General features: G+C 69.4%; 21 protein-coding genes and 2 pseudogenes. 18 read left to right on the top strand and 5 right to left on the bottom strand.

What is annotated here, in order from left to right; genetic code table 11:
* Positions 1-80 precede the first annotated feature (80 nt).
* Entirely contained in the window at positions 81-920 is an 840-nt protein-coding gene (locus tag OHS16_RS10925) for a trypsin-like serine peptidase (RefSeq protein WP_328536991.1), read from the top strand.
* Between the two features lie 255 nt (positions 921-1,175).
* Positions 1,176-1,499 carry a hypothetical protein gene (locus OHS16_RS10920; RefSeq protein ID WP_328536990.1) on the top strand — a complete coding sequence of 108 codons (324 nt, stop codon included), beginning with the start codon at positions 1,176-1,178 and terminating at the stop codon, positions 1,497-1,499.
* A gap of 130 nt (positions 1,500-1,629) precedes the next feature.
* Here the strand turns inward: OHS16_RS10920 and OHS16_RS10915 are convergent, their stop codons facing one another.
* Positions 1,630-2,622 carry a chitinase gene (locus OHS16_RS10915; protein WP_328536989.1) on the bottom strand — a complete coding sequence of 331 codons (993 nt, stop codon included), beginning with the start codon at positions 2,620-2,622 and terminating at the stop codon, positions 1,630-1,632.
* A gap of 250 nt (positions 2,623-2,872) precedes the next feature.
* On the opposite strand from OHS16_RS10915, the gene OHS16_RS10910 reads away from it, so the two are divergent.
* From OHS16_RS10910 to OHS16_RS10855, 12 genes and pseudogenes are all read left to right on the top strand, one after another.
* Entirely contained in the window at positions 2,873-3,730 is an 858-nt protein-coding gene (locus OHS16_RS10910; protein ID WP_328536988.1) for a hypothetical protein, read from the top strand.
* Positions 3,727-4,440: a Flp pilus assembly protein CpaB gene (gene cpaB, locus OHS16_RS10905; RefSeq protein WP_328536987.1), complete on the top strand. Its 714-nt coding sequence runs from the start codon at positions 3,727-3,729 to the stop codon at positions 4,438-4,440. Before OHS16_RS10910 ends, cpaB begins: the two co-directional genes overlap by 4 nt.
* A 7-nt stretch (positions 4,441-4,447) precedes the next feature.
* Positions 4,448-6,043: an AAA family ATPase gene (locus tag OHS16_RS10900; protein ID WP_328536986.1), complete on the top strand. Its 1,596-nt coding sequence runs from the start codon at positions 4,448-4,450 to the stop codon at positions 6,041-6,043.
* Positions 6,040-6,444, top strand: coding sequence for a TadE/TadG family type IV pilus assembly protein (locus OHS16_RS10895; protein WP_328536985.1), 405 nt, complete (start codon positions 6,040-6,042; stop codon positions 6,442-6,444). The genes OHS16_RS10900 and OHS16_RS10895 overlap by 4 nt, the downstream gene beginning before the upstream one ends.
* Positions 6,441-7,778: a CpaF family protein gene (locus tag OHS16_RS10890; RefSeq protein WP_328536984.1), complete on the top strand. Its 1,338-nt coding sequence runs from the start codon at positions 6,441-6,443 to the stop codon at positions 7,776-7,778. Before OHS16_RS10895 ends, OHS16_RS10890 begins: the two co-directional genes overlap by 4 nt.
* A gap of 10 nt (positions 7,779-7,788) precedes the next feature.
* Positions 7,789-8,727 (top strand): type II secretion system F family protein, encoded by a 939-nt coding sequence (locus OHS16_RS10885; RefSeq protein ID WP_328536983.1) that lies wholly within the window; start codon positions 7,789-7,791, stop codon positions 8,725-8,727.
* A gap of 18 nt (positions 8,728-8,745) precedes the next feature.
* Complete coding sequence (locus OHS16_RS10880; RefSeq protein ID WP_328536982.1) at positions 8,746-9,636, top strand: DUF5936 domain-containing protein; 891 nt, start codon at positions 8,746-8,748, stop codon at positions 9,634-9,636.
* A gap of 269 nt (positions 9,637-9,905) precedes the next feature.
* Positions 9,906-10,136 carry a hypothetical protein gene (locus OHS16_RS10875; RefSeq protein WP_328536981.1) on the top strand — a complete coding sequence of 77 codons (231 nt, stop codon included), beginning with the start codon at positions 9,906-9,908 and terminating at the stop codon, positions 10,134-10,136.
* A complete protein-coding gene (locus OHS16_RS10870) occupies positions 10,133-10,741 on the top strand; it encodes a pilus assembly protein TadG-related protein (protein WP_328540795.1) in 609 nt (202 codons plus the stop codon). The genes OHS16_RS10875 and OHS16_RS10870 overlap by 4 nt, the downstream gene beginning before the upstream one ends.
* 13 nt (positions 10,742-10,754) lie before the next feature.
* Positions 10,755-11,345: a hypothetical protein gene (locus OHS16_RS10865; RefSeq protein ID WP_328536980.1), complete on the top strand. Its 591-nt coding sequence runs from the start codon at positions 10,755-10,757 to the stop codon at positions 11,343-11,345.
* 7 nt (positions 11,346-11,352) lie between these two features.
* A complete protein-coding gene (locus tag OHS16_RS10860) occupies positions 11,353-11,991 on the top strand; it encodes an OmpA family protein (RefSeq protein ID WP_328536979.1) in 639 nt (212 codons plus the stop codon).
* Positions 11,992-12,335: 344 nt separating this feature from the next.
* Positions 12,336-13,024 (top strand): annotated as a pseudogene (locus OHS16_RS10855) (hypothetical protein).
* 143 nt (positions 13,025-13,167) lie between these two features.
* Here OHS16_RS10855 and OHS16_RS10850 read toward each other — a convergent pair.
* Positions 13,168-14,364 (bottom strand): serine hydrolase domain-containing protein, encoded by a 1,197-nt coding sequence (locus tag OHS16_RS10850; RefSeq protein WP_328536978.1) that lies wholly within the window; start codon positions 14,362-14,364, stop codon positions 13,168-13,170.
* 180 nt (positions 14,365-14,544) lie between these two features.
* On the opposite strand from OHS16_RS10850, the pseudogene OHS16_RS10845 reads away from it, so the two are divergent.
* Positions 14,545-15,771, top strand: a pseudogene (locus tag OHS16_RS10845) (cytochrome P450).
* A 46-nt stretch (positions 15,772-15,817) separates the two neighbouring features.
* Here the strand turns inward: OHS16_RS10845 and OHS16_RS10840 are convergent.
* Complete coding sequence (locus OHS16_RS10840; protein ID WP_328536977.1) at positions 15,818-16,804, bottom strand: aldo/keto reductase; 987 nt, start codon at positions 16,802-16,804, stop codon at positions 15,818-15,820.
* Positions 16,805-17,129: 325 nt separating this feature from the next.
* On the opposite strand from OHS16_RS10840, the gene OHS16_RS10835 reads away from it, so the two are divergent.
* Together OHS16_RS10835 and OHS16_RS10830 are read left to right on the top strand one after the other, a co-directional pair.
* Positions 17,130-17,507, top strand: coding sequence for an anti-sigma factor antagonist (locus OHS16_RS10835; protein ID WP_328536976.1), 378 nt, complete (start codon positions 17,130-17,132; stop codon positions 17,505-17,507).
* 166 nt (positions 17,508-17,673) lie between these two features.
* The gene (locus OHS16_RS10830) at positions 17,674-18,444 is read left to right on the top strand and encodes a class I SAM-dependent methyltransferase (RefSeq protein WP_328536975.1); all 771 of its coding nucleotides are present in this window, start codon (positions 17,674-17,676) and stop codon (positions 18,442-18,444) included.
* Between the two features lie 106 nt (positions 18,445-18,550).
* On the opposite strand, the gene OHS16_RS10825 is transcribed toward OHS16_RS10830, so the two are convergent.
* A complete protein-coding gene (locus OHS16_RS10825) occupies positions 18,551-19,690 on the bottom strand; it encodes a winged helix DNA-binding domain-containing protein (RefSeq protein WP_328536974.1) in 1,140 nt (379 codons plus the stop codon).
* 279 nt (positions 19,691-19,969) lie between these two features.
* Between OHS16_RS10825 and OHS16_RS10820 the strand changes: the two genes are divergently transcribed.
* Complete coding sequence (locus OHS16_RS10820; protein WP_328536973.1) at positions 19,970-20,689, top strand: A24 family peptidase; 720 nt, start codon at positions 19,970-19,972, stop codon at positions 20,687-20,689.
* A gap of 194 nt (positions 20,690-20,883) precedes the next feature.
* Here the strand turns inward: OHS16_RS10820 and mgrA are convergent, their stop codons facing one another.
* Complete coding sequence (gene mgrA, locus OHS16_RS10815; RefSeq protein WP_328536972.1) at positions 20,884-21,921, bottom strand: L-glyceraldehyde 3-phosphate reductase; 1,038 nt, start codon at positions 21,919-21,921, stop codon at positions 20,884-20,886.
* Positions 21,922-21,998 lie beyond the last annotated feature (77 nt).

The raw sequence follows: 21,998 nt of genomic DNA, 5'->3' as shown, positions 1-21,998 counted from the left end.
CCCTTCCCTGCGAGTCCCTCTTGCGTTGACAATGCGCATGCCAAACCGAAAGAACTTCGGTCACAAGAGGGGACCCCCACATGAAGAAGCCTCTCGCCGGTGCACTGCTCGCCCTTTTCCTGACGGGCGCGGCAGCTGTACCCGCGGCAGCGACACCTACGGCCGTCTCGCACCGGCCCGCGGCGAAAGCCGTCAATTTCGCCGGGACGGTGGCGCTGAGCAACTGCTCGGGCTCCGTCGTCCGTATGCCCGGCTCCCAGTCCGGCGACCCTGCGCTGGTGCTCTCCAACGGGCACTGCCTGGAAAGCGGCTTCCCGGCCGCGGGTGAGGTCATCACCGACCAGCCGTCCACCCGGAGCTTCACGCTGCTGAACTCGGCCGGAAACCGGGCGGGCACGCTCAGGGCGAGCAAGGTGGCGTACGCGACGATGACCGACACGGACATCTCGCTGTACCAGCTCACCTCCACCTACGCCCAGATACAGAGCAAGTACGGGATCGCGGCGCTGGAGCTCAACGCCGCACATCCCACTCAGGGCAGCGCCATCAGCGTGGTCTCCGGGTACTGGAAGAAGATCTACAGCTGCAACGTGGACGGCTTCGCCTACCGCCTCAAGGAGGGTGACTGGACCTGGAAGGACTCGGTCCGCTACACCTCGGCATGCAACACCATCGGCGGCACATCGGGCTCGCCGGTGATCGACCCCGCCACCGGCAAGGTCGTCGCCGTCAACAACACGGGTAACGAGGACGGCGGGCAGTGCACGGAGAACAACCCGTGCGAGGTGGACGAGAACGGTAAAGTGACGGTCCGTCAGGGCATCAACTACGCGGAGGAGACGTACGGGATCGTTCCGTGCGTCGGGGCCGGCAGCAAGATCGACCTGAGCCGTGCGGGCTGCACGCTGCCCAAGCCGTAACAGCGGCGCGGTACCAGCATGACCGCCGGCGGCGCCCACCCGGGGGAACGGTGGGCGCCGCCGTGCGGCCGGTCATACTGGGGCGCAGTCGAGGCCGGAGGGGCTGGCGCATGGAACAGGGCGGATATCGGGGGCGGTAGGCCGGCGGGTTCGTACCCTCCACCCCAGCAGGGCTTCGGCCCACCGCCCCCGCAGGGCTTCGGTCCGCCCCCGGTGTACGCGCCGGGTGCTGTGCCGGCGCCGGGTGGTGTGCCCGTGCCGGCACAGGCGACCGGTTCCGCAGCTGCCCCGGCGGGCCCGGAGTTTCTGGCGACGGACCCCAGGAACGCCGTCGTGATCGACGCCGAAGGTGTGTCCTTCGAGCAGCACGGCAGGACCGCGGACTTCGCCTGGCGGCAGATCCAGCACGTCCACTACAAGCGCGGCCCGTTCGGGAACGTCCTCATGGTGGCCGTCGTGCTGCCGGACGGCAGGTTCTTCGAGGCGGCGGTGACCGCTCGCAACCAGGCCAAGCTGCAGACGTGGTTCACGGAGCTGGCCCAGGTGCTGGGGTTCTACCTCGCGGGCCGCGGGTCCTGACGCGGGGCGCCGCCCATCGGGCCTCGCACGTCCTGACGCGGGGCCCGGACGGCCGGCCCCGGAGCGGCCAGGTGCCGGCCGCGGGCCGCCGGGGGAGCGGCGGCGTCGCGGCCGGGCGGTGCTCCGGCCGCTACATGCCGTGGACGTGCGATCCGACCGCACCCGACCAGGCGTTGCCCGATGCGGCGTCCCAGTTGGTGGACCAGGTCATCGCGCCGCGCAGGCCCGGGTAGGTCGTGGAGGGTTTGAAGGAACCGCAGCCGGTGCCCTTGGCGAGGCAGTCCAGCGCATCGTTGACGACACCCGGCGCGACGTACCCGCTGCCCGCCGCGCTCGACGACGCCGGCAGGCCGAGGCCGACCTGGGACGGGTCGAGGCCGCCTTCCAGCTGGATACAGGCGAGCGCGGTGAGGAAGTCGACCGAGCCCTGGGCGTAGACCTTGCCGTCGCAGCCGAGCATCGAACCGCTGTTGTAGTACTGCATGTTGACGACCGTCAGGATGTCCTTGACGGCGAGAGCCGTCTTGAAGTATTCGGTCGACGTGGACTGCATGTCGATGGTCTGCGGGGCCATGGTGATGACCAGGCCCGAGCCCGCCTTGGCCGACAGCGACTTCAGCGCCTGCGACATGTAGGTGGAGTTGATGCCGTTCTCGAGGTCGATGTCCACCCCGTCGAAGCCGTACTCCTGCATCAGCGAGTAGACCGAGTCGGCGAAGTTGGCCGCCGACGCCGAGTCGGTGACCGAGACGGTGCCGTTCTGGCCGCCGATGGAGATGACGACCGACTTGCCCGCCGCCTGCTTGGCCTTGATGTCCGCCTTGAACTGGTCGGCGGTGTAGCCGCCCAGTCCGGCCGAGTCCAGGCTGAAGGTGACCGCGCCGGGTGCGGCGCCGGTGTCGGCGAAGGCGACCGCGATGATGTCGTAGTCGGCGGGGACGTCGCTGAGCTTCTGAACGGTCGCGCCGTTGTTGAAGTTCTGCCAGTAGCCGGTCACGGCGTGCGCGGGTGGGGCCGCTGCGGTTTCCGTGGCGTGGGCCGTCGTGCCTGCGAAGGTGAGGGCGGCGGCGAGCGCGGCCACCGCGGTGGCGCACCAGGCGCGGGTGGATCGTCGGGACTTCACGTGGGGCCTCCGGATGTGGGGGGATGGCGGCGACCCCAAGCTGGTCCAGACCAATAACGTTGTCAAGGCATTCGCCGCGACGGGGGCCCGCCTTCACGCTTTCTTCTCGTCCACCGGGCCGCTGTCCGCTCATTTCGGGTCACCGGATGTCCAAGATCCAATGATTCTTGGCCAGTTGTGGTTCTTCATACGTGTCCCGTGGATACAGTGCTGGTGCAGAAGCAACTCGCTGTGAACGGGGGAACACAACGTGCCGACCGCCATAGCTGTCACCAGCGGCGATCTCGTGCTGCCGCCGTCCGACCGGCACACCCCCCTGCCGGCGGTGCTCCAGCCCCCCGCGTCGCAGACCCTCGAAGCGTCCATCACGGAGATACACAGCCTGCTCGAACAGCACGGATACGTGATCGTGCTGTACTCGCCCGCGTTGGCCGGCCCCTTCGTCAGGCGACTGCACACCGTCCGGTCGATGCTCGAAAGTGACCGGATCGCGCTGCTTCCGATGGAACTGCCGCCGCTCGGTATCGCGGTGCTCGCCCGGCAGCTGCGCCAGCTCTCGGTGTGCGACTTCAGCCCCGGCGTACTGGCCTCCGCCGCGCGGCTGCTCTCCCACTACATCTACGCGGGCGCGCTGCTCTCCTCGGTCACCAGGCTGGACCGGGTGCCGGTGTCGCTCACCTCGCACGCCAAGTCCTGGGTGCCGGGCTCGCAGTTCGCGGTGCTCGCATCGCCCAGGGCCGAGCTGACCAAGGTCAGCGGGGCGGAGCCCGGTGTTCCCGAAGGGCCCTCCTTCGGTACCCAACTGCTCATCGCCCGAGGCCAGCTCCAGTCCGACTGGGTGTCCACGGTGCTCGCGCCCGCCTGGCGGGTACAGGGACAGTTGGAGACGGCGCTGCCCGGCGATTCCGCCGGCTGGTGGGCCACCCCCCGGATGGTCGAATTCGCCGCGGCCATCCCGGACATCTCCATCCTCTACCAGCTGGTCTCCTCCGTGCGCCGCGAGCAGTGCCACTGGTGCGGACTCGAACTCATCGGAGACCGCTGCGGGTTCTGTTCGTCCCCGTTCGCCGACCCCCATGCCCAGCTCGAGAGGCTTCCCTCCCAGTGAATTCACGCCAGCGCCGCGGCGTCGTCCTGCTGCTCCTGTCGGTCCTCTGCGCCATCGCGGCGATCGTCGGAGTGCTCTCGGTGATCCGCAATGTGAATTCCAAGGTGGGCCCGGAGATCACGGCGTATCGGGTGCACAGCGACATAGCCCCGTACACCCGGCTCACGGCGGGCGACTTCGAGCGGACACGGATGCCCAGGCGCTGGCTGTCCGACAACGCGGTGACCGACCTGGGGCAGATACGGGGAAAGATCGCCGTCACCACGTTGCGCAGGGGCTCGCTGCTGCAGAGCGACATGATCGTCCGGCAGCCCGAACTGGCTCCCGGCGAGCAGGAGATCGCCATCATGATCGACGCGGCCACCGGGGTGGCCGGAAAGATCACGCCCGGATCCGAGGTCAACATCTACGCGACCTTCAAGGGCGACGACAAGGGCGCCCCCGACACCTCGAAGGTCATCGTCTCCAACGCCCGAGTGGTGGACGTCGGAAAGCTCACCGCCCTGGATCCGGACCAGAGCCAGAACGACCGGACCCGGCAGGCCACGGAGGCCGTTCCGATCACCTTCGCCCTGAAGACCCTCGACGCCCAGCGGGTGGCGTACGCGGAGTCCTTCGCGACCCATGTGCGGCTGGCCCTGGTGGCGGCCGGCGGGGGCGCTCCGGTGCCCCAGCGCGACCGTACGTACACCCTCGACGGCGACAAGTGAGGGACCGATGACGACTCGCATCCTGCCCGCTGTCGGAGACCCGGACGCCGCCCGCGCCGTGGTCACCCTGCTGAGCCAGCTCCCCGACGCCGAGCCGGCGCCGCCGGTCACCGACTCCACCTCGCTGCTCGACCTGCTGGCGCGGCTGGCCGGTGAATCGATCGACGAACTGCCCGAGGTGGTGCTGGTCCACGAGCGGATCGGCCCGGCTCCCGCCCTCGAGCTGATCCGCGAGGTGGCCCTGCGCTTCCCCGCGGTGGGTGTCGTACTCATCACCGCGGACATCAGCGCGGTGCTCTACACCGCGGCGATGGACGCGGGCGCCCGTGGCCTCATCGGGCTTCCGCTCGGGTACGAGGAGCTGGCGGTCAGGGTGCAGAACGCCGCCTCCTGGTCCACCGGGGTGCGGCGCCACCTGAGCGGCGGAGCCGACGCCATCACCGGGCCCGGCGGGACGGTCGTGACCGTCACCGGCGCGAAGGGCGGTGTCGGAACGACCGTCACCGCCGTCCAACTCGCCCTGGCGGCACGCTCGTCGGGTCGCACCGTCGCCCTGGTGGACCTGGACCTCCAGTCCGGCGACGTCGCCTCGTATCTCGACGTACAGTTCCGCCGCTCGATCGCCGACCTGGCGGGCATCGCGGACATCTCACCCCGCGTCCTCCAGGACGCGGTCTACGCCCATCCGACGGGACTCGGTCTGCTGCTGGCCCCAGGGGACGGGGAACGCGGTGAGGAGGTCACCGACCGCCTCACCCGGCAGGCGATCAGCGCACTGCGCAACCGCTACGAGGTGGTGGTCGTCGACTGCGGCACCCAGATGAACAGTGCCAACGCGGCCGCCATCGAAATGGCCGACCAGGCACTGCTGATGGTCACCCCCGACGTGGTGGCGGTGCGGGCCGCCAAGCGCATGGTGCGGATGTGGGACCGCCTCCAGGTCCGCAAGGCCGAGGAGACGGTCACGGTCGTCAACCGGGCGAGCCGGGGCGCCGAGATCCAGCCGCAGCTCGTCGAACGCATCACCGGCACCAAGGCCGCCAGATCGGCCATCCCGGCCGGCTACAAGGAGCTCCAGCCGGCCGTGGACGCCGGCCGGATGCAGGACCTGGATGCCCGCTCGGCGGTCAAGCAGGCCATGTGGGGCCTCGCCGGCGAACTCGGTCTTGTGAAGGCCGCGGCGACCACCACGGGGCACGGGCGGAGCGGGCGGCTGCGCGGGAGGAGGGGATCCGACCGGGGCGCGGTGCTGGTGGAGTTCGCCGGGATGGCTCCGCTGATCGCCTTCGTGCTGGTGGCGATGTGGCAATGCGTGCTGTGGGGCTACACGTTCTCGCTGGCGGGCAACGCGGCGGACGAGGCGGCTCGTACGGCGACCGCCGCTTACGCGGTCGACGGTTCGACGGCCGGATGCGAGGCCGCAGGCCTCAAGAGGCTGCCCAGCAGCTGGCGCGGGGCGGCCCGGGTGAGCTGTGCCCCTTCGGGTGATCTGATGACGGCGACCGTGCATCTCCGTACTCCGGTGCTCTTCCCCGGCGCGGGCAACTTCCCCTGGACGGTGGACGGAACCGCCGGAGCGGCGCTGGAGGGGGATCCGCGATGAACCCGACGCCCGGCACCCCGCGCCGGTCCAGGCATCCGCTGCGCAGTGACCGCGGCACCGCCATCCTCGAGTTCACCGGCATGCTCCCCATCGTCCTGTTCGTCGGCATGGCGGCGATCCAGCTCGGCATCGCCGGATACGCCGCGAACCAGGCAGGAACCGCCGCCCGCGCGGCAGCCCGTACCGAAGCGCAGGGACGACCGGGCGCGGCCGCGGGGCAGTCCGCACTGAGCGGCTGGCTCAGGGACGATGCCACGGTCAGTGCCTCGCCCTGCGGGGACACCACACGCGCCACCGCCAGCATCACCGTTCCCTCGATCATCGGTGTCGGCGTCGGTTCGGTCACCCGCACTGTCGTCATGCCGTGCGACGACACGGACCCTGCGGGAGGCCGGCCATGAGTCTGCGAGCCCGTATCGCGGCCCCCGAGGAGCACGGCGGGGGACGGGAGGACGGCCATCTGGTCGCCACCTACCGCGCCAAGCTCCTCGAAGAGATCGACCTCGCGGAGATGTCCTCGCTCGCGACCGCCGAACGGCGTGTCAGGCTCGAACGCGTCCTGGGCCACATCATCAGCCGCGAGGGCCCGGTGCTCTCCACAGGCGAGCGTTCCCAGCTGATCCGCCGAGTCGTCGACGAGGCTCTGGGCCTCGGCGTACTGGAACCGCTCCTCGAGGACGCTTCCATCACCGAGATCATGGTCAACGGGCCCGACGCGATCTTCGTCGAACGGAACGGCCGCGTCGAACAGCTCCCGATGCGCTTCGCCTCCAACGAACAGCTGATGCAGACCATCGAGCGCATCGTGTCGACCGTCAACCGCCGGGTCGACGAGTCCAATCCGATGGTCGACGCCCGCCTGCCCTCCGGCGAGCGCGTCAACGTCATCATCCCGCCGCTCTCGCTCACCGGCCCCACACTCACCATCCGCCGCTTCCCCCGGGCGTACCGGCTCCAGGAACTGATCGCCCTCGGCACGCTGGACGAGCAGATGCTGATGCTGCTGTCGGCGTTCGTCAGGGCCCGCTTCAACGTGATCGTCTCCGGCGGTACCGGCTCCGGCAAGACGACCCTGCTCAATGCGCTCTCCGGGCTGATCCCCGACCACGAGCGCATCATCACCGTCGAGGACGCCGCCGAACTCCAGCTCCAGCAGGCCCATGTGGTGCGACTGGAGACCCGTCCGGCGAACGTCGAGGGAAAGGGCCAGATCACCATCCGCGACCTGGTCCGCAACTCGCTCAGGATGCGCCCCGACCGGATCATCGTCGGTGAGGTCCGTGGCGGCGAGACCCTGGACATGCTCCAGGCGATGTCGACGGGCCACGACGGCTCGCTCGCCACCGTGCACTCCAACAGCGCCGAGGACGCGCTGATGCGGCTGCAGACCCTGGGGTCCATGTCCGAGGTGGAGATCCCCTTCGAGGCGCTGCGCGACCAGATCAACAGCGCGGTCGACGTGATCGTCCAGCTGACCCGGCACGCGGACGGCTCCCGCAAGGTGAGCGAGGTGGTGATTCTGGTCAGCCACGGGCGGGAACAGTTCCAGATCTCCACCGTCTCCCGCTTCCTCGCCGAGCCGATGAGCGCGGACCGGGTGGTGCACGGGCGGTTCGAGCATCTTCCGCTGCCGCGCCGGGTCGCCGAACGGCTGTATCTCGCCAATGAGCCACTCCCGCCCGCGTTCGGCGTGGTCGAGGGCATCGATCCGTTCCACACCAGAGAGGCGAGGTAGGGCAGCGACCATGAACACTCCCGCTCTGCTGGCGATCGGCGGCACGCTGCTCTGCGGCGTACTCGCGGTCGCCGGAATCCATGCCTACGCCTCCGGGCGGGCGCAGCGCGAGGCGCTGGTCGACCGGCTCTCCGCCACCGGGCACCCGCTGACGGGCCTGCGCGCCCGCCGCTTCAGCGGGGTGGACCGCAGACTCCGCAGAACCGTCCTCGGCAAGCGGATCCAGCAGCGGCTCGCCGCCACCGGCCTGGACCTCACCCCCGGTGAGTTCACCGTGTACGTGGTCGTGGGCGTCGCGGCGCTCTGGCTGATCGCCTCGGCGGCGCTGGCGCCGTTCTTCGGCCCTGTCGCCGGTCTCTTCGCCGTCTGGGCCGGCAACACGTTCCTCAACTGGCAGCGGCAGAAACGCATCGAGGCGTTCATCAGTCAGCTTCCCGAGCTCTCCAGGATCCTGGCCAACGCCACGGCAGCCGGCCTGGCCCTCCGCACCGCGCTGGCCATGGCAGCCGAGGAGCTGGAAGCCCCGGCCGGAGAGGAACTGAGCGCGGTGACAGCACAGTTGGCGCTCGGCAGGTCCATCGACGAAACCCTCGGTGAACTGGCCGATCGGCTGCCCTCCCGCGAACTGGTCGTCCTGGTCACCACCCTGGTCCTGTCCAATCGGGCGGGCGGCACCGTGGTGGGAAGTCTGCGCAACCTCACCGAGACCCTCGAGGAGCGCAAGGAGACCCGCAGAGAGGTCGTCACGATGCTCTCCGAGGTGAACGCGACCGCCTACACCCTCCCGCTGCTGGGTCTCGGCGCCATGCTCATGCTGAATTCGATGGACCACGGCTCGCTCGCCCGGATGACAGGGCACCCGCTGGGTCAGGTCGCGGTGATCGTCGCACTCGGTCTCTACGCCGTCGGATTCATCGGTATGCGCCGTCTCGGCAAGATCGAAGTCTGAGGGGACGGGACCGGGAACATGATGGGACTGCTGCTCGCCCTCGCGCTCGGCGCGGCCGTGGCCGGAATCTTCCAGGGCATCCGGATGTACCGCGCCGATGCCAGGATTCCGAGCGACCTCGCTATCGCCCTCGAAGTCGGCGCGACCCGGGTCGGCGGCGTGGAGTCCGCCATCGACCGGGCCGGCATGCGCTTCGCGCCCGCCGTGCTCAAGGCCATGGGGCGCGGGTCCGTGGAGAAGAAGCGCCGCAGGATCGACATGGCGGGCAACCCCGGCGGGCTGACCATCGACCGTTACGCCGCCCGCCGCGCGGTCTACGGGATATTCGGCGGCCTGGCCGGTCTCGCCCTGCTCACCAACGGCAGCCCGGTCCTCGCCGTCCTCGCCTTCGCCTACGGTGCGTTCGCCGCCGACGCCACCATCTGGCAGGCCATCCGCAAGCGCAAGGACATCATCGAGCGGACGCTGCCCGACTTCCTCGACGTGCTCGCCGTCGTCGTGAGCGCGGGACTCGGGTTCCGGCAGGCCCTGGAGCGGGTGGCGGAGAAATACGAGGGCCCCTGGGCGGACGAACTCCGCATCACCCTGCGCCAGATGGACATGGGTGTCAGCCGCCGCCAGGCCTTCGACGAACTGCGCAGGCGCAATGAGTCCGAGCAGGTCTCGCAGTTCGTCAGCGCACTCCAGCAGGGTGAGGAGCTCGGCGCGCCCATCGCCGACACCCTCATCCAGATCGCCAACGACATGCGGCGCACCGACGCGCAGAACTCCCGCCGCCGCGCCGCCAAGGCCATCCCGCAGGCCACCGTGGTCACCCTGATCACCATGGTGCCGGCCACGCTGATCCTGATCGTGACGAACATGTTTCTGGGCTCGTCCACCGACTTCGGCTCCGTTTTCGGGAATTGAGGGGCGGACCGGGGATGGGGATTTCAAGGTGCGGACCACCGTCAGGGGAGATATCCAGCCAGTTTGCACCGACTGATTCGCAGCCGGAATCCGACATGTCACTCTCTCCCCAGGGGCGTGACTCAGGACCGGTCCGAGGGAGGCGGAGGCGATGCACCGCTTCACGACGAGCATGAATGCTCCCCGCACCGCCGCCGGCCTTTTCAACGGCGTGAAAGATGCCAAGAACGACCCCGACCACTTGGTGAAACTTCCTGAAGGGACGCACCATGACCAAGAACATCACGGCGAAAGCGCACCTCGCGCTCGCCGCGTGGCGCGACACCGTCGCGACACGGATGCGCAGGCACGCCGGAGACAGTGGCGCGAGCATTGTGGAGTACGGCGGGCTGCTGGTGATCATCGCTCTGATCGTGGTGGCGGTGCGGGGGCTGGGGTTGCAGGGGATCATTTCCAGCGCCATTGGCGGCGCCGTAAAGTCGATCACTGGCGGAACCTGAGGCCGGGTGGACTGCGTGACGACTCGGGCCAGACAATCCTGATCTACGTCGTCGTGGTGGCGGGTCTGCTCTTTGCGGCATTCGCCTATTTCGCCTTCGCGCAGGCCGCCATGGCCCGAAACGGCGCTCAATCGGCCGCTGATGCGGCAGCGCTGGCGGCAGCACAGTCCGTTCGCGACGAGATGGCCGATGGATTCACCAGCTCTCTCCAGCAAAAGGGTGACTGGGCCGCCTGGCTTCAGGGCGACGAGACCGTCCCCGGTACCGGCAACGCGGCAGCGGCCCAGTTGGCCGGCGAAAACAACTCGTCACTTGACGGAATCACTCCGACCACGATCAACGGCTACCCCGCATTCCAGGCAAGCATCACGACGCGCTTCACGGTGGGAAAGTCGATCCTTCCCGTGACATCGGGGAGGCACGCGAAGGCCCACGCCGTCGCGATGATCGAACCCCGCTGCTCGGTCACACCGTCGGACGACTCGAAGAAGGCAATCGAGTTCGACTGCGACGGCGGTCAGCATTGGTCGATCGACCCCAAGAAGCTCGACGACATCGAACTGCCAGAGGCGAAAGACCTGTTCGCCGTCCACCTGGCCGAGTGAGGATGAGTAGGAGATGAGCGTGCGGCACACCTTGAAGGTCCGTCGGGCCATGAGCGCTGTGGCGATCACGGCGGGCCTGGCACTCACGGTGGCAGGATGCGGCGGCGACGGTGGCGGCAAGAAGTCGAATGATTCCTCCCCTCCGGCCAAGACGGTACCGAGTGGAAGCAAAACGCAGGATCGCTCGCCCGCGTCGGACGACAAGGTATTGGCCGAGGTCAAAGGTGGAGACAACATCACGCTCACCGTTGCTTCCGCGATCCGGGACGCGGGCGGTTTTCTCACCGTCACCGGTGAGGTCACCAACGGAAGCGGGAAATTCTGGAATCCGGCCCAATGGGCCGGTGACGAGCAGGAGCTGGCCGGAAACTCCGCTTCCATGGCAGGCGCCTCTCTCGTCGACTCGACGGGTAAGAAGAAGTACCTCGTCCTACGCGACACGCAGGGCCGCTGCCTCTGTACACGGTTCACCGGCGGCTTCGACTCGAACGAGGCCAAGGCCTTCTACGCCCAGTTCCCCGCCCCGCCCGCCGCCACCAAGTCCGTCGAATTCCAGGTCGGGGACATGCCCCCCGCCACCATCGACATCTCCGAGGGGCAGTGACCGGCCCATGAAACGACCACGCCGCTCCGCGGCCGTCCTAGCCGTGACCGTCCTGCTCACCGGCGGGTCCGTCACCGTGGCGCGTGCCGAGGGGCCCACCCCCAGCGCGCCCCCGGACAGCACGACCTCGTCCGCGCCGCCCACGATCGACCCGGCTGCACCCGGCCTCAAGCTCGGCGACGGTGCGACGCTCGCCGCCTCGCATGTACTCGACATCAAGTCCGTCGTCGAAGACCTCGGGGGTGAGGAGCGCCGCGAGGACACCAACTCGGATGTGACTTTCGCGCTCCAGGCCGAGGTTCTCTTCGCCAAGGACAGTCCCAAGCTGAACCCCGAGGCCAGAGCCCGTATCAAGGCCATCGCTGACGAAGCCGTCGCCCAGCACGCCACCAAGGTGCGGGTCTTCGGGTTCACCGACAACCTCGGCTCGTACGAACACGGCAAGGTGCTCTCCAAGCGCCGGGCCGACTCGGTGCAGCAGGAACTGGCGAAATCGCTCAGCTCGGACGTCACCTTCGACATCCGGGGTTACAGCGAGGACTACCCGATCGCTACGAACGACACCGAGGAGGGACGCACGAAGAACCGAAGGGTGGAGATCTCCTTCCCCCGCGGCGAGAAGCCCGGGGCAGGCACGGCCTCGTAGCGGGCGGGTGGGATCCCAGGTTCGGCTGCACCACCTCACCGCCCGCTTCATATCGCGGCTGTCGCGGTCTCAGCCTCGGCATGATTGCCGATCGCGTGCGCGTCCGCGCTGAGGCACGCCTCGACTGCTGCTTTCACCGCCTCGAGCAACGGCGTGGCTCGAGGACGGGAGGTCTCGCGCGACGGCCCCCGGTTCCTTTGTTACGAGGTGCGGACAAGAGTCGGTGAACGACTTCTGCCCGGGGTGCCATCTCACGGGGTGTAGCGAACAGCGGATGCGGCCGGTCGCCCTGCCGGAGCAGGCGCAGGTGCCGCATCCTGATATCCCATGGGGGGACTTTCATCATGACCACTCGCCGTGCTCGCCGTACCGCCCGTTCCGCAGGCCTGGTGGCCCTCGCCGCCACTGCGGCGTTCTCGCTGACCGCCTGCCAGAACGGGGGCAACGACGCCGCCGCCGGCCCGGAGAAGAAGATCTCCAGCTCCGCCTCCCGCTCCACCGGTGGCGACGGTGCGCCCAGCGGCGCCAAGGCCGGTGCAGACGAGGTTCGGACCAGCGTGCGGAGCGAGGCGTCCGCAACGCACCGCACCACCGCACGAGCCGCCACGGCCAAGACGGCAACCCCGGTCCGCACCCAGACCCTGGCGGACGGCAGCACGGCCAAGATCTACGAGCTCGGTGCCCAGCACTACCGCGCCAAGATCGTCAGCCGCGGTTCGGTTGTTGCCACGCTGGAGACGAACCAGGCCGACACCGGGCTCGACGCCAATGACATGTTCGTGGTGCTCACGCTGAGCGGCCAGGTCCATTCCTGGATGGGCGGAGGGCACCCGGGCCGGGCACCTTCAAGCTCGCCGGCGGTTGGAAGGCCAAGGTCACGAAGATCGGCGAGCTGCGGTACCGCGCGCAGATCATCGGCCACGAGGGCGGGGTGGATGCCACGTTGGAGGCGAACCAGCACGACGCCGGGCTCGACGCCAACGGCGTGTACATCGTGCTCAGCAACGGCGGTGTGATCAGCTCCCACCTGTAAGTGCCTGCCAGGCTGCGCGGCGGCCTCACACCGGACCCGGCCGTCTCGCAGCCCGCACGCTTCGCCGTCCGACACATGTACGCCGACAAGACGCGAGGGGATGGGCACCCTTCGGCGAGAGAGCTGTTCCGTCGCCGGCAGGATCAGGGCGCTGTCGCGGCTTTCACGATGCGCTGTGTCATCTGCTCCTCGTCGCCGGTCTGACGGGTGGGGGAGAACGAGAACACCAGCCGTCGCTGCAGATCGCGGGTGGCGAGCATGCCGGAGTTGTATCCGTACTGCCAGCCGCTCTTGCCCCACAGCGTCACGCCGTTCATCTCGCCGGTCTGCAGGCCCTGGCCGTATCGGGCCGGGCTGCCATCCAGCATCTTCACGCCGGCGGGCAGTGTGAACATGCGGTCCAGCATGTCCGGTGGCAGCAGCGCACCCGAGTAGAGCGCGGTGACGAAGCGGTCGAGGTCGTGTGCGGTGGAGATCATCTCGCCCTCGCCCCAGGAGAAGCCCTGGTTGTAGCGGGTGATGTCCCGAAGGGTGCCGTCGCTCATCTCCACATAGCCGTGCACACGCGGTCCGTGCACCAGCGGATCGTCGCCGGGCACCGACGTGCCGTGCAGGCCCAGTGGCCGGACGATACGGGACCCGATCTCGCGCCCGTACGGCCGGCCGGTCACCCGCTCGATGACCAGAGCGGCGAGGACGTAGTTGATGCCGCGGTACTCCTGCTTGGTCCCCGGGCGGAACTTCATGGCCCTCTGCCCGCTCACCGCCGCGACGATCTGCCCGGGTGTCCGGTGGTTGTGCCGGTACGCGACGATCTCCTCCGGGGTGACCGGTTCCGGCTCGGCCGAGTCGGGCAGTCCGCTGGTGTGGTCGAGCAGTTGCGCCGGGGTGATCGGAGCGAAACGGTCCGGCAGCAGGCCGGGCAGGCAGCGCTGCACGGTGGCGTCCAGGGACACCCGGCGTTCGGCGGCGAGTTGCAGCAGCACCGTCGCCACGAAGGCCTTGCTGACGCTGCCGATCCGCACCCGGTCATCGGACCGGGGCGACCGTTCTCTTTGGATGTCCGCGGCACCCGAGGCCCCGTACCAACTGCCCGCCGGCCCGCCGATCCTCAGCTGGGCTGCGGTCACCCGGGGGTGCCGGAGATCGTCGATGGCGGCGCGCAGCGCCTTGGGATCGAGGGGCGGGACGACGCGGGATCGGGTACCCGGTGCGGCTTGCGCGGGGTGCGGAAGGGCGGACAGAGCGGCGGCGGCCACCGCGGCGCCGATCACGGTCCGCCGGGAGGGACGCCGGGTGCGGGGCCCGCTCACCGGGCTCGCTGAGGGTGCAGGTTCCATGCGCTACAGGGTGGTCCGGGCCGGGAAGGGCAGGCATCAGGGCCGGACCCCGGGACGCCCCTGAAAGGTCCCTGACGGGGTCAACTGTGGTGCGGCGGACTTACTTTGCGGTTTCGAAGGGAAGGTCGGAACCGCAGAGTGACCGCAGAACGCGGAATGACCGCAGAACAGGGAGCGCTTATGGCCACCGCCCAGGAGATACCCGACATCCTCTCGCCGCAGTTCGCGGCGAACCCTTAACCCGTCTACCGGGCCATGCGGGAGTCGGCTCCGCTGTTCTGGCACGAGGGGATGCGGAGCTACATCATCTCCCGGTACGAAGACGTCGAACGGGCCTTCAAGGACCGTGAGGCGGTCTTCACCACGGACAACTACGACTGGCAGCTCGAACCCGTGCACGGCAGGACGATCCTGCAGCTCAGCGGGCGGGAGCACGCGGTCCGCAGGGCCCTGGTGGCGCCGGCCTTCCGGGGCAGCGATCTGGAACAGAGGTTCCTGCCGGTCATCGAGCGCAATGCGGCGGACCTGATCGACGGCTTCCGTAACGCCGCGGACAACGGGGCCGTGGATCTCGTCGCCGACTTCGCCACCCGCTTTCCGGTCAACGTCATCGCGGACATGCTCGGACTCGACAGGGCCGACCACCAGAAGTTCCACGGCTGGTACACGACCGTGATCGCTTTTCTCGGGAATCTCGCCGGGGATCCCGAGGTCGCAGCGGCGGGGGAGCGCACCCGCCAGGAGTTCGCCGCCTACATGATCCCGGTCATCCAGCGCCGCCGTGCGAACCTGGGTGACGATCTGCTCTCCACCCTCTGTGCGGCGGAGATCGACGGCGTGCGGATGACCGACGAGGACATCAAGGCCTTCTGCAGCCTCCTCCTCGCGGCGGGCGGGGAGACCACCGACAAGGCGATCGCGAGCATCTTCGCCAATCTGCTGGCCCACCCCGAGCAGCTCGCTGCCGTACGCGCGGACCGCAGCCTCATCGATCGGGCCTTCGCCGAAACCCTGCGCTGCACACCGCCGGTCCACATGATCATGCGGCAGACCGCGCGGGAGGTCGTGCTGAGCGGGGGAACGGTTCCGGCCGGCGCCACCGTCACTTGCCTGATCGGCTCGGCGAACCGCGACGGGGACCGCTACACCGACCCGGACACCTTCAACATCTTCCGCGACGACCTGACGGCCACCACCGCGTTCTCGGCCGCCGCCGACCACCTGGCCTTCGCCCTGGGCCGCCATTTCTGCGTGGGCGCGCTGCTGGCGAGGGCCGAGGTGACCACGGCGGTCAATCAACTGTTGGACGCGATACCGGACATGAGGCCGGCCGAGGGGTTCACACCCGTCGAACAGGGCGTCTTCACCCGGGGGCCGCGCGAGGTGCTGGTCCGGTACGGCGCCTGAGCCCACGGCGGATGCCCGCAGGGTGCTGCCCGGCCTGTTGTCCGGCCTACTGCGCGGCGTCCAGTTCGGCGCGCTGTTCCGGCGTGAGCTCCAGGTCGGCGGCCGCCAGGCTCTCGTTCAACTGGGCCACCGATGAGGCGCCCACCAGCGGGATCGCCGGCACGTCCGCACCGATCAGCCAGGCCAGCACGACCTGGTTGACGGTGGCGCCGGTGTCCTTGGCCACCCTGCGCAGCGCCGCCAGCCGTACCGGTGTGCCCGGGTGGTCGAAGTCCTCGCCGAGCGGCTTGTCCTCGCGTGTGTAACCACCGGAAAGCAGCGGCGAATAGGCGACGAGAGCCAGTGCGGGTTCCTCGCGGAGGTAGCTGAGCAGGCTCCCGCCGGTCACCCCGGGGTTGCCGTCGGACGAGCGCAGGGTCGGCCTGTCGCTGTGCCGGCGCAGATAGGTGTGGTGGTACTGCAGCACCTCGTAGCCGGGCAGGCCGGCGGCCGCTGCCAGACTGCGGGCCCGTTCCACCCGCCACGCCCAGTGGTTGCTCGCGCCGAGCACTCCGACCGTGCCCTCCGAGACCAGCGCGGCGAACCCTTCCACCGTCTCCCGCAAGGGCACTGCCGAATCCTCCACATGGGCGTAGAGGAGGTCCAGCTTCTCGACGCCGAGCAGTTCACGGCTCCGCTCGGCCGACTCCCGGATGACCCTCGCGGACAGCCCCTCGATGTTTCTGGTGAAGGTCGAGGTGGGTGCGTCCGGCCGTGCGCCGAGCTTGGTGGCGATGACGATCTCGTCGCCGATGCCCCGGCTGCGGCGCCAGCGGCCGAGCAACGCCTCGCTCTCGCCGCCCCGGGTGCCGTTGACCCAGAACGCGTAGTTGTCGGAGGTGTCGATGAAGGTGCCGCCGGCCTCGGCGTACCGGTCGAGAATCGCGAACGAGGTCGCTTCGTCGGTGGCCGTTCCGAAGAGCATGGCACCGAGGCTCAGGACGCTCACTTCACGCCGGGTACCGGGGTCGGTGCCGATGGTGCGGTAACGCATGGAGAGTTCCCCTCGTGGCGGGCCCGCCGTCAACGACGGGCTCCGAGGGGGAGTCTGCATGCTGGAGTGCTCTCCATGGCAAGCCATCGCGCCCGGGTACCGTTCGGGCGGTGTCGCCGTACGCCCGTGCGGAACCCGTCGCCCGCGAGCGGCGGTTTCCTTATCAAGTCCTGACCGATCCGTGGGGCTCACCGGGCTCCTTCACCCGCTCAGGTGAATCCAGGCAAGCATGCACGTTTCTGCGCCACGGCCGTTTCTAGGGTGTGTGATGTCGCCCTGGCCCCCGCCGACTGACTGCTGTCACGAAACCGACCGGGGGTCTGTCATGGACGTTCAGGAACTGACGGGGCTGCTGCCGGCCCCCGGCCCCAGTGCCCGGAGCTACCTCGTGGGCCGCTTCACCGTGGTGGAACTGCTGGGCGAGATCGACCTCGTGTCGGCCGAGGCCGCTCAGGTCCACACGGACGCGGCCACCTCCTCACCCGGGGCGCGGGTGATCATCGATCTGCGTCCTGCCACCTTCATCGACTGCTCCGCGCTGCGGCTGCTGTGCCGCACCAGGCGACGCGCCCTGGACCGGGGCGGATCCGTCGATCTGGTCTGCACCCGGCCATGGCATCTGTGCATTCTGCGTACGGCAGGTCTGGACGGTTACTTCCCCGGCCGTGCCACGGTCTCCGATGTCGCCTGCCGCGGGTGCTGACGTTGCGACGCGGGCAGCAGCCGCTGCCCCACCGGACGCGTCCGCCGGTGTGATGCGGCGGGCCCGGACCGAGCGGGCCCGGACCCAGTGGCCACGACCCGGCGGATTCGGGCCCGGGGCGAAAACGCCTGGCAGCGGCCGCTGCACGGCTGCCACAATCGCGCCCATGCCTGGAACCATGTCCCGGACGTTCGAAGAGCTGGTGGCCGAAGCGAGCGCTGTGTCCGTCGCAGGCTGGGACTTCTCCTGGCTGGAAGGACGGGCCACCGAGCAGCGCCCTTCCTGGGGCTATGCCCGGTCCATGGGGGAGCGGATGGGCCGCGCGTCGGCGGCGCTGGACATCCAGACCGGCGGGGGTGAGGTACTCGCCTCGGTGCCGAAGCTGCCACCGCTCACCGTGGCCACCGAGGGGTGGCCGCCGAATGTCGCCAAGGCCACCGCGCTGCTCGGTCCGCGCGGGGTCGCGGTGGTGGCCGACGCCGACGAGCCTCCGCTGCCCTTCGCCGACGCCACGTTCGACCTGGTGGTCAGCCGCCACCCGGTGAAGGCGTTCTGGTCGGAGATCGCCCGGGTGCTGGCACCCGGCGGCACGTACTTCTCCCAGGAGGTCGGCCCGGCCAGCGTTTTCGAACTTGTCGAGTACTTCCTCGGTCCGCAGCCCGAAGGTCGCAAGGGACGGGATCCGGAGAACGCGCGTGCCGAGGCGGAGGCCGCAGGCCTGGACGTCGTCGATCTGCGGCTGGAGGAACTGCGCACCGAGTTCCACGACATCGGAGCGGTCGTCTACTTCCTGCGCAAGGTGATCTGGATGGTTCCGGGCTTCACCGTCGGCGCGTATCTGCCCCAACTCCGGTCGCTCCATGACCGGCTCGAGGCCGGAGGGCCTTTCGTGGCGACCACCACGCGCTTTCTGATCGAGGCGCGGCGTCCGGCGTGACCCGCGCGACCCGACTGCCCCCGCGGGCCCAGCGTCCGGTGTGACACGGGGGCCCCGCGGTCCGCGTGCCCGGCGTGACCCGCGCGGCCGCTGCGACCGGCAGCGCTCAGGCGTGCGGGCCGACCGTCACCTTTCCGACAGTCAGTTCCGGCCTGCCCTCCATGATCTCGCCGGTTCGCTCCACCTGAGCCTTCAGCTCCCGCAGCCGGGCAGCGGTCAGCTCCACCAGTGGCTCCACCGTCACGGCGAGCTTCTTTCCCGACCGCTTCGCATGCCAGACCCCGGCCGCGATCCCGTCGATCAGCAGAACCGGAAAGTTCCCGGCCTGCCCGCCCGCCAGCGCCCGCTCGTAGGCGGCCCCGGGATACAGCAGTTCGCGGGGGCGGGACGCGATGAGGTACGCGTCGAAGTAGGGCAGCAGCCTCACCCCGCACGGCGGTTCGTCGGTGAAGGACGTGTCTCCTGCCACCACCCAGCCGAGCCCGGTCTCCTCGATCTCCGCTGACGCGGCCGCCGTGTCGAAGGCGGTGGTGGACCACCTGCCCGGCGCGGCGAGCCAGTTGGCGAAGTCGGCCGGGGTGGCCGGCCCGTACGCGTGGAGATAGCGGCGCAGCAGTTCCGCCCGGGCGCGGGCGCCGTCCAGCGGCACGCAGCCCGGATTGAGGTACGTGACCTGGCGGCCTCGGCCGCCGCCGAAGGCGAGCAGTCCGCGGTGTGCGGCGATGTGCATCACCTGGCGCCAGCGAGGCCACATGGTCTGGAACGCCGGCACCACGAGATCGCCTGCCCAGGGCCCGGTGCGTGCCACGACCTCGTCGGACAGTTCACCGATGACGAGTTCGGTGCCGTCGAGCGCCTCACCGATCGCGGTGAGGACCTGCTCGGTCCGGTCCGCGGTCATCCGCAGGTCTTGCGGGAAGGGGCTCCGACGGGGAACTGCGGAGAGGGCTCCGGTCCACAGGGGCAGGTCGGCGGCCGGCAGGAGGTGCACGGTGCCGCGCGGGCCGTAGGTCTTGACCAGACCGGGGTCCGCTCCCCGGAGAGCCTCCCGGACCCGGGTGCGCGTCGTCCCCTCCATGCGCAGCCCGATGGAGAGTTCGGCTGCCGTGATGACCTGCGCATGGGCGCCGAGCATGGCGGCCGCGGCATCGGCGGGCGTTGAGGCGGTGGCGGGGACGGTGAGGTGCTGCCGGGCGAGCCGCCGGGCGTTGGCCCGGGTCCAGGTGACCGTGCGTCGCGTCGTCATGCGGTCGAGGGTAGGACGCAATGAGGACAGATCCCGGCCTGGTTCGACGGGACGCCCCGGCCGAATCGGGCCGCCCGGCCGAAGGCCGGGAGAGGACGGCACGGCAGCAGGGGCGTCCCGCGAATCCGCGGTAGGCGCACGACGAAAGCTGTGACACCTCGCCGCGTCGCAGGAAGCCGGGATTCCGGTACGCGGGCGCCCCTCCACCGTGCGGTGCACCGCATCCGCCGCCGTGCACCGACCCGCCGACGGCTACGGGCAGCCCTTTAGACTCGGCTGGTGCCCGCCGCCCTTCTGACAGTCCTGGCCGCCTGTTTCGGCGCAGCCCTGGGCGTCCTCGTCCCCCGCCCCGCCTACCGGCTCTCCGTCCCGCCCGGAGACCCATGGCTCGGCAGCGCCCCCACGGGTGTCCCCATCAGAGGCTGGCTCGGCCCGGCCCGGGCGGGCGGCGGATGGTACGGGCCGAGCACGCCGGTCGTCGCCCTGCTCACCGCCGCGGGCTGCGCGGCGCTCGCCGCCGCGGCCGGGCCGGTGCCGGAGCTCGCGGTATGGATGCTGCTCGTGCCCGGGCTGGTCCTGCTGGGGACGGTCGACCGCACGGTGCAGCGGCTCCCCGATGTCCTGACCCTGCCGATCGCCGCGGTGACCGCGCTCCTGCTGGGGGCCGTTGCGCTGGTGCCGGGTGCCATGGGGTCCTGGCCGACCGCACTGCTCGGCGGACTCGCCCTCGGCGGTGGGTATTTCGTGCTCTTCCTCATCAACCCGAACGGCATGGGATTCGGTGACGTCAAGCTGGCGACCGGACTCGGTGTCGCTCTTGGGTGGTACGGCTGGGGGGTGCTGCTGCTGGGTGCCTTCGCCGGATTCCTCTACGGCGGGGTGTACGGCGCCGTCCTGATACTCCGCAGGCGAGCGGGCCGTAAGACCGTGATGCCGTTCGGGCCCTTCATGGTGGCCGGAGCATTCACCGGTCTGCTGCTCGGCGGATTCGGCGCGTAATCACGGCACGGCGATGCACCGGTCAGCACTTACGAAGGGTTATGGTGGAAACCCCCCCTCGGGCCGGTCCGTATCCCCCCCCCACGGACCGGCCCGTTTTCTGTGTCCGCGGGCGGGCGGCGTCGCGTCATTCGCGCCCGGCCGGGCTGCAGTGGACCGTCACCAGCTGCGACCGGCCCGGCTGCAGTGGACCGTCAGCTGCGGCCGGCCCAGATGTTGGTGCCCTCGGTGTCCACCGCGAACGAGTCGATCTCCTTCAGCTCGTCGGTGGTGAGCGGCGCCGCGGACAGCGCCGCCACGTTCTCGTCCAGCTGCTTCACGCTGGATGCGCCGATGAGAGCCGAGGTCATCCGCGGATCGCGGAGCACCCAGTTGAGCGCGAGCTGCGCGAGCGACTGCCCGCGCCGCCCGGCGATCTCATTGAGACCGTTGAGTCGGCGCACCACCTCGTCCGACAGCAGATCGGGGTCCAGGGACTTGCCCTGCGTGGCACGGGAGCCCTGCGGGATGCCCTTCAGGTACTTGCCCGTGAGCAGGCCCTGGGCGAGCGGCACAAAGGAGATGCAGCCCATTCCGGCGCTCTCCAGGGTGTCGAGCAGGCCGTCGTCCTCGGTCCAGCGGTTGATCATGGAGTAGGAGGGCTGATGGATGAGGGCGGGCACGCCCATCTCCTTCAGGATGCGGGCCGCCTCCGCGGTCTGCTCGCTGGTGTAGGAGGAGACACCCACATACAGGGCCTTGCCCTGCTGCACAGCTGATGCGAGCGCTCCCATGGTCTCCTCGAGAGGAGTCTCCGGGTCGAAGCGGTGGGAGTAGAAGATGTCGACGTAGTCGAGACCCATCCGCGACAGCGAAGCGTCCAGTGACGACAGCAGGTACTTGCGTGAGCCCCACTCGCCGTAAGGGCCGGGATGCATCAGATATCCGGCCTTGGTCGAGATGAGCAGCTCATCTCGGTACGGCGTGAAATCCTGCGCGAAGAGCTTGCCGAAATTGAGCTCGGCGGAACCGGCCGGCGGCCCGTAGTTGTTCGCCAGGTCGAAGTGGGTCACGCCGGTGTCGAAGGCGCGGCGCAGGATCTCGCGCTGCGAGTCCAGAGTGCGGTCGTCGCCGAAGTTGTGCCACAGGCCGAGAGAGATGGCGGGCAGTTTCAGCCCACTGCGGCCGCTGCGCCGGTACTCCATGGAGTCGTACCGGTCGCCCGCGGCGTTATAAGGAAGAGAATCAGTCACAGTCCCTTCCTTATCACGGACTTGTGACAGACCGGGTTGGGCTGTCGTGACCAGTGCGCAGTACTGTGGCGGCTCGG

Origin of the sequence: Streptomyces sp. NBC_00344 (genome assembly GCF_036088315.1) — a bacterium.
Classification (GTDB): Bacteria; Actinomycetota; Actinomycetes; order Streptomycetales; family Streptomycetaceae; genus Streptomyces.
Note: the sequence above shows the minus strand (reverse complement) of the source record. Positions and strands in the feature narration are given on the sequence as shown.

What these genes read in the sequence shown, in the direction of transcription:
- OHS16_RS10925 (WP_328536991.1), top strand. Translation starts at nt 81, where the DNA reads ATGAAGAAGCCTCTCGCCGGTGCACTGCTCGCCCTTTTCCTGACGGGC.
- OHS16_RS10900 (WP_328536986.1), top strand. Translation starts at nt 4,448, where the DNA reads ATGACGACTCGCATCCTGCCCGCTGTCGGAGACCCGGACGCCGCCCGC.
- OHS16_RS10895 (WP_328536985.1), top strand. Translation starts at nt 6,040, where the DNA reads ATGAACCCGACGCCCGGCACCCCGCGCCGGTCCAGGCATCCGCTGCGC.
- OHS16_RS10890 (WP_328536984.1), top strand. Translation starts at nt 6,441, where the DNA reads ATGAGTCTGCGAGCCCGTATCGCGGCCCCCGAGGAGCACGGCGGGGGA.
- OHS16_RS10885 (WP_328536983.1), top strand. Translation starts at nt 7,789, where the DNA reads ATGAACACTCCCGCTCTGCTGGCGATCGGCGGCACGCTGCTCTGCGGC.
- OHS16_RS10880 (WP_328536982.1), top strand. Translation starts at nt 8,746, where the DNA reads ATGATGGGACTGCTGCTCGCCCTCGCGCTCGGCGCGGCCGTGGCCGGA.
- OHS16_RS10875 (WP_328536981.1), top strand. Translation starts at nt 9,906, where the DNA reads ATGACCAAGAACATCACGGCGAAAGCGCACCTCGCGCTCGCCGCGTGG.
- OHS16_RS10865 (WP_328536980.1), top strand. Translation starts at nt 10,755, where the DNA reads ATGAGCGTGCGGCACACCTTGAAGGTCCGTCGGGCCATGAGCGCTGTG.
- OHS16_RS10860 (WP_328536979.1), top strand. Translation starts at nt 11,353, where the DNA reads ATGAAACGACCACGCCGCTCCGCGGCCGTCCTAGCCGTGACCGTCCTG.
- OHS16_RS10850 (WP_328536978.1), bottom strand. Translation starts at nt 14,364, where the DNA reads ATGGAACCTGCACCCTCAGCGAGCCCGGTGAGCGGGCCCCGCACCCGG.
- OHS16_RS10840 (WP_328536977.1), bottom strand. Translation starts at nt 16,804, where the DNA reads ATGCGTTACCGCACCATCGGCACCGACCCCGGTACCCGGCGTGAAGTG.
- OHS16_RS10835 (WP_328536976.1), top strand. Translation starts at nt 17,130, where the DNA reads ATGGACGTTCAGGAACTGACGGGGCTGCTGCCGGCCCCCGGCCCCAGT.
- OHS16_RS10830 (WP_328536975.1), top strand. Translation starts at nt 17,674, where the DNA reads ATGCCTGGAACCATGTCCCGGACGTTCGAAGAGCTGGTGGCCGAAGCG.
- OHS16_RS10825 (WP_328536974.1), bottom strand. Translation starts at nt 19,690, where the DNA reads ATGACGACGCGACGCACGGTCACCTGGACCCGGGCCAACGCCCGGCGG.